The sequence below is a fragment of the Pseudomonas sp. XS1P51 genome, assembly GCF_054897845.1.
In genome coordinates this window covers 4,703,784-4,717,530 of the sequence record NZ_CM142707.1, presented here as the reverse complement: position 1 = coordinate 4,717,530, position 13,747 = coordinate 4,703,784, and the positions used below count along the sequence as shown (strand labels likewise).

Below are 13,747 nucleotides of genomic sequence, written 5' to 3'. Positions count from 1 at the left end.
CCGGCCGTGGTTCGTTGAGCGTCAGCGCACGCGCACGTAAGTACCGGGCGCCGCCTCCATCGGGGGATAGTTCTGGTTGCCGAGGGGCATGTGGGTTTCTTTTTGCGCGCCCGAGCGTTCCTGAATCCACCCCAGCCATTGGGTCCACCAACTGCCGTCGACCTGCTTGGCGTCGTAATACCAGGCCCGTGGGTCACTGCTCAGTTTTACGCTCTCGACGAAGTTGGCTTTCGGGTTGCTCGGCGGGTTGAGAATGCTCTGCACATGACCGCTGTTGGACAGCACGAAGCGTCGCTCGCCACCCAACAGCAGCGTCGAGCGATACACCGCGTCCCACGGCGTGATGTGATCGTTGATACCGGCCACGCTAAAGCTGTCGACCGTGACTTTTTGCAGGTCGATCGGCGTGCCGCACACTTCCAGTCCGCCCGGATGACTCAGCGGGTTGTGCTTGAAAAAGTCCAGCAGGTCGCCATGGAAAGCGGCCGGCAGACGTGTGTTGTCGTTGTTCCAGTAGAGGATGTCGAACGCCGGCGGCTCCTTGCCCAGCAGGTAGTTGTTGACGAAGTAGCTCCAGATCAAATCGTTGGGGCGCATCCAGGCGAAGACCTTGGCCATGTCGCGGCCGTCCAGCACGCCCTTCTGATAGGAGCGGCGCTTGGCCGCCTCGAGGGTCTGTTCGTCGGCGAACAAGGTTGCCGGCGAGTCCATCTGACTGTCGAGCAGGCTCACCAGGTACGTCGCGCTGGACACTCGCCGCAGTTGCCGCTTGGCTTGCAAATGACCTTGCAACGCGGCAATGGTCAGCCCGCCGGCGCAGGCGCCCATCAGATTGACCTCGCGAGCGCCGGTGATCGCCCGGCAGACATTCATCGCTTCTTCCACGGCTTCAACGTACGTCGACAGGCCCCATTCGCGATGACGCACATCCGGATTGCGCCAACTGATCATGAAGGTTTGCAGGCTGTTCTTCAGGGCGAACTGGACGAAGCTGTTGTGCGGGCTCAGGTCGAAAATGTAGTACTTGTTGATCTGTGGCGGTACCACCAGCAGCGGTTTGGAATACTGCTTTTCGCTCATCGGCTTGTACTGGATCAGCTCCAGCAGTTCATTGCGAAACACCACGGAACCGGTGGTGGTGGCGACCGTTTTGCCAACCTCGAAAGCTTGCCTGGTGACCTGTCTGGGCAGGCCGTCGTTGTGCAGGAAGTCATCGACCAGGTGGCTGATGCCCCGCACCAGGCTGTTGCCGCCGGAGTTGAAGATCTCCTTGATGGCCAGTGGATTGAGCAGGCTGTTGGACGGTGCCACGGCGTCGTTGAGCAAGGCGAACGCAAAGTGAGCGCGGGCGCGATCGTCCGGGCTCATGTTGCTCTCGTCGATCCAGCTTTTGACCTGCTTCTGCCAACTCAGGTAGCCCTGCAGGCTACGGCGATAAAAAGGGTTGAGACTCCACGCCGGATCGGCAAAGCGATTGTCCTGCGGATTGGTCGGGTGCAGGGTTTCGCCCAGCAGTACGCGGCCGAGTTGACCGCCGAGTTTCAAGGCGTGTCGGGCGGTGTGCACAGGGTTACGCAAGCCATGGGCGGCAACGCTGCGCAGGGTCGAAAACAGATCCCGGCCACGCAGGCCGGTAATCGCACTCTGTGCGTTGATGAACGCGGCGGGAGTGGGTAAAAAATCCCTCGCTGGTTTTTCGCGCATGACTCAACACTCCTTCGTCTTCAGGCCAAAAACAAATACATCGAACCAGAACACCATAGACGCTGTAACGGGTTGTTGCGCGGCGCGGCGTCCTGCCGACCGACAATGGGCCGGTTAACCGCCCAATGGCGCCGGATGCGGATGCATCACGGCGCGTTGTCGCTCCTCCTCGAGGAATTTCATGATGATCGGTGCCACCGCCTCTGCCCGGGTAATCAGGAACAGGTGCCCGTCATCGATAATGTGCAATTGAGCATTGGGAATTCGCCAGGCCAGCACGCGCATGTTGATCAGCGGGATCAGCGGATCGTCGTCGCCCGCCAGCACCAGCGTCGGCTGGTGGAGCTTGTGCAGCCAGTGAATGCTGGTCCAGCCGAGGCCGGCGAACAGTTGCCAGTAGTAACCGAGCTTGCCCGCCGAACGCACCTTCGCCGCATGGCTGGCCGCCAGGGTCGGATCGCGGCGGAACGAACCGCCGTAGATCATCGGTGCAATGCGGATCACATGAGACGGTTGGATGTAGCGTCGCGGGCTGGCCATCATCCACAGCACTTTAGGTTTGCCCGGCACCATCACCGCACCGGCCGCCGTGGCCGCCAGCACGAGTTTCTTGCAGCGCTCGGGATAGTCGTAAGCGAACTGCTGGGCGAGGGCGCCACCCCAGGACACGCCGATCACATTGACCTGACCGTAGTCGAGATAGTCGAGCATCCGCGCCGTGAGTTTCGCCAGGCCCGGAAAGCGATACGGTCGGTTTGGCGTCGACGAACCGCCGACCCCGGGCACGTCAAAAGCAATGACTTCCAGGTCCGGATCCAGCGCCGCGACGAACGGAAACACCAGCTCCAGGTTGGCGCCGATGCCGTTGAAAATCAGCAAGGGCGTCAAGTGAGGCTTGCCGGGGCGTACCGCCGTGCGGAGGGTCTGGCCATCCAGGTCGACGGTACGGAATATGAACGGTTGCGGCATGCTTCAGGCCCTGTGGGTTAATTCATCCCCGATCCCCTGTAGGAGCGAGCTTGCTCGCGAAAAACGTGAGGACAACGCGTTAACCAAGCAGCACGCGTTATCGTTAACGTCCATCGCGAGCAAGCTCGCTCCTACAAGCAGAGCGAGGTGTGTCAGTTACCGCTCGTGTACGTAAGTGCCTGGCGCCGCTTCGCCTGCGGGATAGGCCTTGTTGCCCAGACTGCTCGAGGACTTCTTCAATTTGCCCGAACGCTCGGCCTGCCAGGCCTGCCAGTGCAGCCACCAGGAGTCAGTGTGCTTGGTTGAGTTTTCTTGCCAGTCCTCGGCCTTGAGCGGCATTTCGGTGCTGGTCATGTAGCGCGATTTCGGATTGCCCGGCGGGTTCAGAATGCTCTGGATATGCCCGCTGCTGGACAGCACGAATTCGACCTTGCCGCCAAACAGTTGAGCCGACTTGTAGCAGGACTTCCACGGGGTGATGTGGTCGTTGGTGCCGGCCAGGGAAAAGATGTCGGCGGTGACCTGCTTCAGATCGATCGGCGTGCCGCACACTTCCAGTGCGTCGGCGCGGATCAACGGGTTGTTCTTGAACATTTCGATCAGGTCGCCGTGGAACGCAGCGGGCAACCGTGTGGTGTCGTTGTTCCAGAACAGGATGTCGAAAACCGGCGGCTCATTGCCCAGCAGGTAGTTATTGACCCAGTAGTTCCAGATCAGGTCGTTGGGGCGCATCCAGGCGAAGACTTTCGCCATGTCGCGGCCTTCCAGTACGCCGGCCTGGTAGGAATGGCGCTTGGCGGCTTCGAGGGTTTGTTCGTCGACGAACAGAGCCACGTCGCTGTCCAGGGTGGTGTCCAGCACGCTGACCAGCAGCGTGAGGGCGTTGACCTTCTTCTCACCGATCGCGGCGTAGTGGCCCAACAGCGCGGTGCAGGTGATGCCGCCGGAGCAGGCGCCGAGCATGTTCACGTCTTTGCTGCCGGTGATGGCGGTGACCACGTCGACCGCTTCCTTGAGCGCCTCGATGTAGGTCGACAAACCCCACTCGCGTTGTTCCTTGGTCGGGTTGCGCCAGCTGACGATGAAGGTCTGCACGTGATTGCGCAGGCAGAAGCGCGCCAGGCTCTTGTCCGGGCTCAGGTCAAATACATAGAACTTGTTGATCTGCGGCGGCACCACCAGCAGTGGGCGTTCGTGCACCTGTTCGGTGGTCGGCCGGTACTGGATCAGCTCCAGTACATCATTGCGGAAAACCACGGCGCCTTCGGTCACGCCCAGGCTCTTGCCGACTTCGAATGCACCCATGTTGACCTGGCTCGGCATGCCGCCGTTGTGTACCAGATCCTTGGCCAGATGCGAGAGGCCGTCGAGCAGGCTTTTGCCGCCGGTTTCGAAGAAGCGTTTGACCGCTGCCGGGTTGGCCGCACTGTTGGTCGGGGCCATGGCTTCGGTCATCAGGTTGATCACGAAGTGCCCGCGGGCGACATCCTTGGGCGAGAGGTTGCTGTCATCGATCCAGTCGTGGAGTTCCTTGCGCCACGCCAGGTAAGTTTGCAAATAACGTTTGTAGAGCGGGTTCTGGCTCCAGGCCGGATCGGCGAAGCGACGGTCATCGCTTGTCGGTTGAAGCTCGGATTTGCCGAACAGCACGTTCTTGAGTTCGAGGCCGAAATGGGCGACATGCCGGGCGCTGTGCACCGGTTGTTTGATGGCCTGCCTGAGCACCATGCGAGCAGAAGCCAGTAGATCCTTTCCACGCAGCCCAACGACAGGATTCAGCCCCAGGGTGTTTTCCGAGGCTTGATACTTCAAGTCATCGTTATTTTTGTTACTCATCTACGACGCTCCATTGTCCTGAGACGAGCACCTGAGTCCAGCTGTGTAGTCACACAGCAAATGCCAGGTACTACTGCTCGGGTGACCGTTAATTCTGCATCGCTGCTTTTTAGTTCAGAGACACTGCAGGGAACTTGCCAGCTCCATTGGTTACCCGAGTTTAATTTTTTTCGCAAGCAGGCCAATGACTGGCCTCGCGGCCAAGCATTCAATCAGATGAAATTAGAAAATGCCCTCTAAAGAGCAAGAGGCTCGGACTAGAGCATCAGCTTGACGACAGACTCGTTCGGATCGCGGGTTTTTCCGGCAGCTTTGAGTTCGGCAAGATAATCGTTCCAGAGATCCTCCTGACGCACTCCCAACTGGTACAGATATTCCCAGGTGAACAGCCCGCTGTCGTGGCCGTCATCGAAGGTCAATTTCAGTGCGTACTGACCGGCCGGTTCTACCTTGGTCAGGCCTACGCCGATCTTGCCAAATTGCAGGATAGGTTTGCCGTGGCCCTGGACCTCGGCGGAAGGAGAGTGCACGCGCAGGAACTCGGCGGGCAGGTGATGTTCCTCGCCGGACGCGTATTTCAGCGACAGGGTTTTGGAGGCTTTGTGCAGTTTGATATCGGTGGGGAGTTGGGTCATGACTGGTCGTCCGTCTGGTGACGCACCCTGTAGGAGCTGCCGCAGGCTGCGATCTTTTGATCTTGATTTTTAAGGGTCAAGATCAAAAGATCGCAGCCTGCGGCAGCTCCTACGGGAGAGTAGGTGACCTACAGGATATAACGGGACAGGTCTTCGTTCTGCGCCAATTCACCCAGGTGACTGTTGACGTAATCAGCGTCGATCAGGATCACCTTGCCGTCGTGGGCGCTGGCCAGATCGCCGGCGCTGAACGACACCTCTTCGAGCAGGCGCTCGAGCAAGGTGTGCAGGCGACGGGCACCGATGTTCTCGGTCTTCTCGTTGACCTGCCAGGCGATCTCGGCGATACGCTTGATGCCGTCCGCCTGGAACTCAATGACCAGGCCTTCGGTTTTCAGCAGGGCGCAATACTGTTCGGTAAGCGACGCATGCGGCTCGCTGAGGATGCGTTCGAAGTCCTCAGGCGTCAGCGCCTTCAGCTCGACACGAATCGGCAGACGACCTTGCAGCTCCGGCACCAGATCGCTCGGCTTGCTCAAGTGGAACGCACCGGAGGCGATGAACAGGATGTGGTCGGTCTTGACCATGCCCAGTTTGGTGTTGACGGTGCAGCCTTCGATCAGCGGCAGCAAGTCGCGCTGCACGCCTTCGCGAGACACGTCGACACCACCGGAATTACCGCGCTTGGCGACCTTGTCGATTTCGTCGATGAACACGATGCCGTGCTGCTCAACGGCTTCCAGCGCCTTGGCTTTCAACTCTTCTTCGTTGACCAGGCGACCGGCTTCTTCGTCACGCACCAGTTTCAGCGCTTCCTTGACCTTGAGCTTGCGGCTCTTGCGTTTGCCCTTGCCCATGTTGGCGAACAGGCTTTGCAGCTGGTTGGTCATTTCTTCCATGCCCGGTGGCGCGGAGATATCGACGCCGGACACTTCGGCGACTTCGATTTCGATCTCCTTGTCATCCAGCTGACCTTCGCGCAGGCGTTTGCGGAACAGCTGACGGGTGTTGGAATCGGCCGACGGTGCCGCGTCTTCGTTGTTGAAACCCATGCGTGCCGGTGGCAGCAGGGCGTCGAGGATGCGCTCTTCGGCGGCGTCTTCGGCGCGGTGGCGAACCTTGGTCATTTCCTGTTCGCGCAGCAGCTTGATCGCGGCGTCGGCCAGGTCACGAATGATCGATTCAACGTCGCGGCCGACATAGCCGACTTCGGTGAACTTGGTGGCTTCGACTTTGATGAACGGCGCGTTGGCCAGTTTGGCCAGGCGACGGGCGATCTCGGTTTTACCGACACCGGTCGGGCCGATCATCAGGATGTTCTTTGGCGTTACTTCAACGCGCAGCTCTTCCGGCAGTTGCATCCGGCGCCAGCGGTTACGCAGCGCGATGGCGACGGCGCGCTTGGCATCGTCCTGGCCGATGATATGGCGATTGAGTTCGTGGACGATTTCACGGGGAGTCATGGACATAGTAATTGGCGGTCCTCAAGCAAAAGTGAGCCGTGGCGCTAAGGCCGGAACAGGCTTACTCGGCGAGGTCCTGCTCCTCAATGGTAAAGGTGTGGTTAGTGAATACGCAGATGTCGCCGGCGATGCCGAGCGCGGTTTCGACGATTTCCCGGGCCGACAGATCGGTTTTCTTCAGCAGGGCGCTGGCCGCGGCCTGGGCGTAACCGCCACCGGAACCCATGGCGATCAGGCCTTCTTCGGGTTCGACCACGTCACCGTTACCGGTAATGATCAGGGAGGCGTCTTTGTTGGCGACCGCGAGCATGGCTTCGAGGCGGCTGAGGGAGCGGTCGGTGCGCCATTCTTTGGCGAGTTCGACGGCGGCACGAACCAAATGACCCTGATGTTTCTCGAGCTGGCCTTCGAAACGCTCAAAGAGGGTGAAGGCGTCAGCGGTGGCCCCGGCAAAACCGGCGATCACCTGGCCGTGGTACAGGCGGCGAACTTTCTTCGCGTTGCCTTTCATCACGGTGTTGCCGAGAGAAACCTGGCCGTCGCCGCCCATGACGACTTTGCCGTGGCGGCGAACTGAAACGATGGTGGTCAAGGGAGAGTCTCCACGCAGCGGGGCGAAAATGCCTTATGCCAACTCATATGGGGGTGGTGGAGCGTTTTTCAACTGCGGGGCGGGAGAGGGGACGAGCGGTGTACACCGAATTAGAGGTGGGGTGTTCAGAAGGACGTCATCGCGAGCAGGCTCGCTCCCACAGGGTTGGTGCATATTCTGTGGGAGCGAGCCTGCTCGCGATGAACGATGACGCGGTGCCGATGATGGATCAGCGGTTTTGGCGTTGTTGTAACAGCAGATTGCTGAAGCCCGCGCCCGCCAGTTGCTTCTGGGCCGTAGTCAGTTGTTCGCGGTTGCTGAACGGTCCGACCAGTACCCGATACCAGGTTTCGTCCTTCACGGTGCCGGATTCAACCGCCACGGCCTGACCCAGCAGGATGATCTGCGCACGAACCTTGTCCGCGTCAGCCTCCTTGCGGAACGAACCGGCCTGCAGGAAGAACTTGGTCACTGGTGCGGCCTTGGCCACGGGCGGTGGCGGTGGCGGGGTGATGCCGGCCAAGGCCGCTTGAGCCCGCGCGGTATCGATCTTCGCCGCTTCCGCAGGCGTTACCGGCGTGGTTGGTACGGCCGGCGTCGGCGGGGTTTTCTCCGGCACGGCATCCGGCGGCACGATCACTTCCGATTCCGGCAGTAGCGTGTAGAAGTCGTACTTCGGCTTCACCGGTTGCGTCGGGCTCGGCGGGGTCTTGTTGGCCTCGGCGATCTTGGTGGCTTTCTGCTGCTCGATTTTCTCGCGCTTGACGCTATCGCTGCCCTTGCCCGGTTCCAGTTTCATCAGGAACACAATGAACGCGCCGACCGTCAGGCCGATCGCCATCCACAGCCAGCCCGGGATCGGTTGCTTTGCAGGAGCTTGGTAACGGCTGGCGCCACGCTTGGGTGCAGGTTTTTTCTTGGCAGCCAACTTACATACGCTCCAGAGTTTCCAGACCCAAGAGTTCCAGGCCTTGCTTGAGAGTGCGACCGGTCAGCGCGGCGAGGCGCAGACGGCTTTGCATTTGCGCCGGCGTGTCGGCGCTGAGGATCGGGCAGTTCTCGTAGAAGCTGGAGAACAGGCCGGCAACATCGTACAGGTAGGTGCACAGGATGTGCGGCGTGCCCTTGTCGCTGACGTTGTTCAGCACTTCGCCGAACTGCGCGAGTTTCGCCGCCAGTTCGTGTTCGTGCGCCGCTTCGAGGACGATCTGGCCTTCGACTTCGCTGAAGTCCTTGCCGAGTTTGCGGAACACACCGGCCACGCGGGTGTAGGCGTACAGCAGGTACGGCGCCGTGTTGCCTTCGAAGTTCAGCATCAGGTCGAAGTTGAAGCTGTAGTCGCTGGTGCGGTGCTTCGACAGATCGGCGTATTTCACGGCGCCGATGCCCACGACCTTGGCGATATTGCGCAGCTCGGCTTCGGCCAGCTCCGGGTTCTTGTCCTTCACCAGGGTGTAGGCGCGTTCCTGGGCTTCGGTCAGCAGGTCGATCAGCTTCACGGTGCCGCCATCACGGGTCTTGAACGGACGGCCATCGGCTCCGTTCATGGTGCCGAAGCCCATGTGTTCCATTTCCATCGGGTGCGTCACGAAGCCGGCCTTGCGGGCCACCGCGAACACTTGCTGGAAGTGCAGGGCCTGACGCTGGTCGACGAAGTACAGCGCGCGATCGGCCTTCAACACACCACTGCGGTAGCGCACCGCCGCCAGGTCGGTGGTGGCGTAGAGGTAGCCGCCGTCGGCCTTGACGATGATCACCGGCAGCGGGTCGCCGTCGGCGTTCTTGAACTCGTCGAGGAACACGCACTGGGCGCCGTTGCTCTCGACCAGCAGGCCGGCGGCCTTGAGGTCGTTGACCACGTTGATCAGGTCGTCGTTGTAGGCGCTTTCGCCCATCACGTCGGCCATGGTCAGTTTGACGTTCAGCAGTTCGTAGATTTTCTGGCAGTGGGACAGCGAGATGTCCTTGAACTTGGTCCACAGCGCCAGGCAGTCCGCATCGCCGGCCTGCAGCTTGACCACCAGGCCACGGGCGCGGTCGGCGAACTCTTCGGATTCGTCGAAGCGTTGCTTGGCGGCGCGGTAGAAGTTTTCCAGGTCTGACAGCTCGTCGCTGGTGATCGGGTTTTCTTGCAGATAGGCCATCAGCATGCCGAACTGGGTGCCCCAGTCGCCGACGTGGTTCTGACGGATCACGGTGTCGCCGAGGAACTCCAGCACCCGTGCCACGCCGTCGCCGATGATGGTCGAGCGCAAGTGGCCGACGTGCATCTCTTTGGCCAGGTTCGGGGCCGACAGGTCGACCACGGTGCGCTGTACCGGACCGGCCTTGCGCACGCCGATGTGCTCGTCGGCCAGGGCGAAGTCCAGGCGAGTGGCCAGGGCCTGGGTGTTCTGGAAGAAATTCAGGAAGCCAGGGCCGGCGATTTCGGTCTTGGTGACATTTTCGTCGGCCGGCAGCGCGGCGATGATTTTCTCGGCCAGATCGCGCGGTTTCATGCCGGCCGGCTTGGCCAGCATCATTGCAATGTTGCTGGCGAAGTCGCCGTGAGTCTTGTCACGGGAGTTTTCCACCTGGATCGCCGGCGACAGGCCTTCAGGCAACACACCTTCGTTGACGAGTTGGGTGATGGCTTGTTGGATCAGCTGGCGAATGGTGTCTTTCATGGTCTTCTCTTTCGACCGCAAGCGCGGCGGCGCTTCGATGCGCTGGTGGAAAAACTGGGCATTATCCGTTGCGAAGGCGGGCTTGCCAACTATAGCGGGCAGGTTGTGGATATGTGGTGACAAATCGGGCCTCATCGCGAGCAGGCTCGCTCCCACAGGGGAATGCGTTCAACTGTGGGAGCGAGCCTGCTCGCGATGGCGGTAGCCTGAATTAATACAAATCGACGGGATCGACATCCAGCGACCAACGTACCGCCCGTCCACTCGGCATCTGCTCCAGCACCAGCAACCAACTGCTGAGCAACCGATGCAATGGCGCCCGCGCCGTCGCTTGCAGCAACAACTGCGCCCGATAACGTCCGGCCCGACGCTCCATTGGCGCCGGCACCGGCCCAAGCAGCTCGATCCCGGTCAGATTCTGCTCGGCCAGCAATCGCTCTGCCTCGCTGCACGCTTCATCGAGGAAACCTTCGGCCTGCCCGGGTTTGTGCGCTTCGGCCCGCAGCAGTGCCAAATGCGCAAACGGCGGCAAACCGGCAGAGCGGCGTTCGCTCAGTGCCTGCTCGGCAAACGCGAAATAACCCTGCTCGGTCAGTTGCACCAATAGCGGATGGTCGGCCAAGTGGGTCTGGATAATCACCTTGCCCGGCTCTTCAGCCCGCCCCGCACGGCCTGCCACCTGAACAATCAACTGCGCCATGCGTTCGCTGGCGCGGAAGTCGCCGGAGAACAGTCCGCCGTCGGCATCGAGAATCGACACCAGCGTCACCCGTGGAAAGTGGTGCCCTTTGGCAAGCATCTGGGTGCCCACCAGAATGCACGGCTGGCCTTTCTGGATGGTCGCGAACAGCTGATTCATCGCATCTTTGCGCGAAGTGCTGTCGCGGTCGACCCGCAGCACCGGGACGTCCGGAAACAGAATCCCCAGCCGCTCTTCAGCACGCTCGGTGCCGGCGCCCACGGGCCGCAAGTCGACCTTGCCGCACTTCGGGCAGTGCCGGGGCACGCGTTCGACGTAGCCGCAATGGTGGCAGCGCAGTTCGCCGGAGCGCTGGTGCACGGTCATGCGCGCATCGCAGCGCTGGCATTCGGACATCCAGCCGCAGTCGTGGCACAACAGCGTCGGGGCGAAACCCCGGCGATTGAGAAAAACCAACACCTGCTGGCCGGCGGCCAGGGTCTGGCCGATGGCTTGTTGCATCGGCCCGGAAATACCGCTGTCGAGCGGGCGACTTTTTACATCCAGACGCAGGAAGCGCGGTTGTTTGGCGCCACCGGCGCGTTCATTCAGGCGCAGGAGTCCGTAACGACCGGTGTAGGCGTTGTGCAGGCTTTCCAGCGACGGCGTGGCGGAGCCGAGCACGATCGGAATGTTTTCCTGCCGGGCGCGGACCAATGCCAGGTCCCGGGCGTGATAGCGCAGGCCCTCCTGCTGTTTATAGGAACCGTCGTGTTCTTCGTCGATGATGATCAGGCCGGGGTTCTTCATCGGCGTGAACAGTGCCGAGCGGGTGCCGATAATGATGTCGGCTTCGCCGTCCCGGGCGGCGAGCCACGCTTCAAGGCGTTCGCGATCGTTGACCGCCGAGTGGATCAACGCGATGCGTGCATTGAAGCGCTGCTCGAAGCGCGCCAGGGTTTGCGGGCCGAGGTTGATCTCCGGGATCAGCACCAGCGCTTGCTTGCCGGCCTCGAGGGTTTCGCGGATCAGTTGCAAGTAGACTTCGGTCTTGCCGCTGCCGGTGACGCCGGCCAGCAGAAAGGCGTGATAACTGTCGAAGCCGGCGCGAATAGCTTCATAAGCAGCACGCTGTTCCGGGTTGAGCGGCAACTCTGGCTGCGCCAGCCAGTGTTCGTGGCGAGCGCCGGGGGCGTGCTTGCGGATTTCGACCTGCACCAGGTCTTTGGCCAGCAACAGATCAAGGCTGTCTTTGCTCAGCATCAGTTTGCTCAGCAACTGATGGGCGACGCCGTGGGGATGTTGGGCCAGCGTCGCCAGGGCTTCGCGCTGACGCGGGGCACGGGCGATGCGCGGGTCATCAAGGCTGGCGCCGGGCGCGGCGGACCAGAAGCGTTCCTGGCGCGCTTCGGCCAGTTCGCCCTGGCGCAGCAATACCGGCAGCGCCCAGCTCAAGGTATCGCCGAGGCTGTGCTGGTAATACTGCGAAGTCCATAGGCACAGCTTGAACAGCGCGGGGGGCAGCGGCGGCGTGGCGTCGAGCAGGGCCAGGGCCGGTTTGAGTTTTTCTACCGGGACTTCGCTGGTGTCGGTGACCTCCACCAGAATCCCGATCATCTCCCGCCGGCCGAACGGCACCCGCAGGCGCATGCCGGGGTGCAACTGGGCGCGCAGGACGCCGGCCGGGGCACGGTAATCGAACAGGCGGCGCAGGGGCGAGGGCAGGGCGAGGCGCAGAATGGCGTTGGGCACGCGGGGGGGATCTCGATCAGCGAAAAATAAACAGCAGGGCCATGACCTGTGGGAGCGAGACCGGCAAGCCGGTCTCGCTCCCACAGGGACGGCGCTTGGGCCGGGAGCCTAGCAGACGGTCGGTGTAAGGGACAGCTTGCGTGATCGTAAAGGTCTGGTAGAATCCGCGGCCTAATTACGTGCGGTATTCAACAATGGTGTTGAGTGGCGGCACGCTAGCCTGAGGAATCACCATGAAAGCCGATATCCATCCAACATACGAAATCACCGCAGTTACCTGCAGCTGTGGCAACAAGTTCGAAACTCGTTCGAACCTGGCCAAGCCTCTGGCGATCGACGTATGCAATGAGTGCCACCCGTTCTACACCGGTAAGCAGAAGACTCTGGATACTGGCGGCCGTGTACAGCGCTTCGCAGACCGTTTCGGTGCTTTCGGCAAGAAAGCTCCTGCTGCTGCAGAGTAAGGCTGAAAAGCCCGATGGGCTTTTCCTGGCTGTTGAAAAAGGCGTCCCTTGCGGGCGCCTTTTTTGTGTCCGCGATTTGGCTCTCTGGCGCCCAGGCCTTCTGCCCGGCGCCGAGCGGGCTGGCGTCAGTCGCGGTGCAGCGGGTGGTGGATGGCGACACGCTGCGCCTGAGCGATGGTCGCAGCGTGCGCATGATCGGCTTGAACACACCGGAGCTGGGTAAGCAGGGTCGGTCCGACGAGCCGTTTGCCGTGGTCGCGCGCAAACGCCTGGAAGCTCTGGTGGCTGCCAGTGGCGGGCGGGTTGGATTGTTGCCTGGTAAAGAGAGCAAAGATCATTACGGTCGCACGCTGGCTCATGTCTACAGCGCAGATGGTGCCAACCTTGAAGCGCAAATGCTCGCCGAAGGCCTCGGTTTCCAGGTCGCGGTCGCGCCGAATGTCGATCTGGTCGGCTGTCAGCAAGCGGCGGAACGCAGTGCCCGTCAGGCCGGGCTCGGCGTTTGGCGGCACTCGCCTGTACTGAAAGCGGAGCAGATCAACGCTTCCGGTTTTGCCGTGCTCAGCGGGCGTGTGAGCAAGGTTCAGCGCAATCGCGGCGGGGTTTGGATCGAGTTGCAGGATTCGGTTGTATTGCGCGTTGCACCCAATGTGCTGGGGCAGTTCGATGCCGCGGCGCTTGAACGGCTGAAGGGCAAGCAGATCGAGGCTCGTGGCTGGGTGGTCGATCGTTCGCGCCGTGGTGGACTTAAAAAGGGCCAAGCGCGCTGGCTGTTGCCATTGACCGATCCAGCGATGCTTCAGGCGGCATCCCGATAAAAAATTGTAGACATTTTTTATATCGATTGTGAACAGTCTGTCCCGTGTGTTCTGCGGCTCTTGGCCCAAAGTCGTAGGGCGGGGCGCTTGACAGGGGTGACTGGTCAGTCTTGTAGGGACTTTGCGACACGCGTATCCTCGGCGGTCCGTCTGTCCAACAGTAAAAGCG

General features: G+C 61.2%; 11 protein-coding genes. 2 read left to right on the top strand and 9 right to left on the bottom strand.

Going from position 1 to position 13,747, the window contains the following annotated elements; genetic code table 11:
* Nucleotides 1-21 precede the first annotated feature (21 nt).
* The 9 genes from phaC (ACYZUD_RS21845) to ACYZUD_RS21805 form a co-directional block, all read right to left on the bottom strand.
* A complete protein-coding gene (phaC, locus tag ACYZUD_RS21845) occupies nucleotides 22-1,704 on the bottom strand; it encodes a class II poly(R)-hydroxyalkanoic acid synthase (protein ID WP_462020102.1) in 1,683 nt (560 codons plus the stop codon).
* A gap of 114 nt (nucleotides 1,705-1,818) precedes the next feature.
* Nucleotides 1,819-2,673 (bottom strand): poly(3-hydroxyalkanoate) depolymerase, encoded by an 855-nt coding sequence (gene phaZ, locus ACYZUD_RS21840; RefSeq protein ID WP_462020101.1) that lies wholly within the window; start codon nucleotides 2,671-2,673, stop codon nucleotides 1,819-1,821.
* 156 nt (nucleotides 2,674-2,829) lie between these two features.
* The gene (gene phaC, locus ACYZUD_RS21835) at nucleotides 2,830-4,509 is read right to left on the bottom strand and encodes a class II poly(R)-hydroxyalkanoic acid synthase (RefSeq protein ID WP_462020100.1); all 1,680 of its coding nucleotides are present in this window, start codon (nucleotides 4,507-4,509) and stop codon (nucleotides 2,830-2,832) included.
* 257 nt (nucleotides 4,510-4,766) lie between these two features.
* A complete protein-coding gene (locus ACYZUD_RS21830; protein WP_008025216.1) occupies nucleotides 4,767-5,144 on the bottom strand; it encodes a gamma-butyrobetaine hydroxylase family protein in 378 nt (125 codons plus the stop codon).
* Nucleotides 5,145-5,272: 128 nt separating this feature from the next.
* Nucleotides 5,273-6,613, bottom strand: coding sequence for an ATP-dependent protease ATPase subunit HslU (gene hslU, locus ACYZUD_RS21825; RefSeq protein ID WP_462020099.1), 1,341 nt, complete (start codon nucleotides 6,611-6,613; stop codon nucleotides 5,273-5,275).
* Nucleotides 6,614-6,668: 55 nt separating this feature from the next.
* On the bottom strand, nucleotides 6,669-7,199 hold the full coding sequence (hslV, locus tag ACYZUD_RS21820) for an ATP-dependent protease subunit HslV (protein ID WP_007899242.1): 531 nt from the start codon (nucleotides 7,197-7,199) through the stop codon (nucleotides 6,669-6,671).
* 229 nt (nucleotides 7,200-7,428) lie between these two features.
* On the bottom strand, nucleotides 7,429-8,127 hold the full coding sequence (locus tag ACYZUD_RS21815) for an SPOR domain-containing protein (protein WP_462020098.1): 699 nt from the start codon (nucleotides 8,125-8,127) through the stop codon (nucleotides 7,429-7,431).
* A 1-nt stretch (nucleotide 8,128) separates the two neighbouring features.
* Nucleotides 8,129-9,865, bottom strand: coding sequence for an arginine--tRNA ligase (gene argS / locus ACYZUD_RS21810; protein WP_462020097.1), 1,737 nt, complete (start codon nucleotides 9,863-9,865; stop codon nucleotides 8,129-8,131).
* Nucleotides 9,866-10,076: 211 nt separating this feature from the next.
* Nucleotides 10,077-12,296, bottom strand: a complete 2,220-nt coding sequence (locus tag ACYZUD_RS21805; protein ID WP_462020096.1) for a primosomal protein N' — start codon at nucleotides 12,294-12,296, stop codon at nucleotides 10,077-10,079.
* A gap of 233 nt (nucleotides 12,297-12,529) precedes the next feature.
* On the opposite strand from ACYZUD_RS21805, the gene rpmE reads away from it, so the two are divergent.
* A complete protein-coding gene (gene rpmE, locus ACYZUD_RS21800; RefSeq protein ID WP_007899231.1) occupies nucleotides 12,530-12,760 on the top strand; it encodes a 50S ribosomal protein L31 in 231 nt (76 codons plus the stop codon).
* A gap of 14 nt (nucleotides 12,761-12,774) precedes the next feature.
* Entirely contained in the window at nucleotides 12,775-13,578 is an 804-nt protein-coding gene (locus tag ACYZUD_RS21795; RefSeq protein WP_462020095.1) for a thermonuclease family protein, read from the top strand.
* The last annotated feature ends 169 nt before the right edge of the window (nucleotides 13,579-13,747 follow it).

Bases quoted from the DNA above. Each gene is read 5' to 3' on its own strand.
- phaC (WP_462020102.1), bottom strand. From the start codon at position 1,704: ATGCGCGAAAAACCAGCGAGGGATTTTTTACCCACTCCCGCCGCGTTC.
- phaZ (WP_462020101.1), bottom strand. From the start codon at position 2,673: ATGCCGCAACCGTTCATATTCCGTACCGTCGACCTGGATGGCCAGACC.
- phaC (WP_462020100.1), bottom strand. From the start codon at position 4,509: ATGAGTAACAAAAATAACGATGACTTGAAGTATCAAGCCTCGGAAAAC.
- ACYZUD_RS21830 (WP_008025216.1), bottom strand. From the start codon at position 5,144: ATGACCCAACTCCCCACCGATATCAAACTGCACAAAGCCTCCAAAACC.
- hslU (WP_462020099.1), bottom strand. From the start codon at position 6,613: ATGTCCATGACTCCCCGTGAAATCGTCCACGAACTCAATCGCCATATC.
- argS (WP_462020097.1), bottom strand. From the start codon at position 9,865: ATGAAAGACACCATTCGCCAGCTGATCCAACAAGCCATCACCCAACTC.
- rpmE (WP_007899231.1), top strand. From the start codon at position 12,530: ATGAAAGCCGATATCCATCCAACATACGAAATCACCGCAGTTACCTGC.
- ACYZUD_RS21795 (WP_462020095.1), top strand. From the start codon at position 12,775: ATGGGCTTTTCCTGGCTGTTGAAAAAGGCGTCCCTTGCGGGCGCCTTT.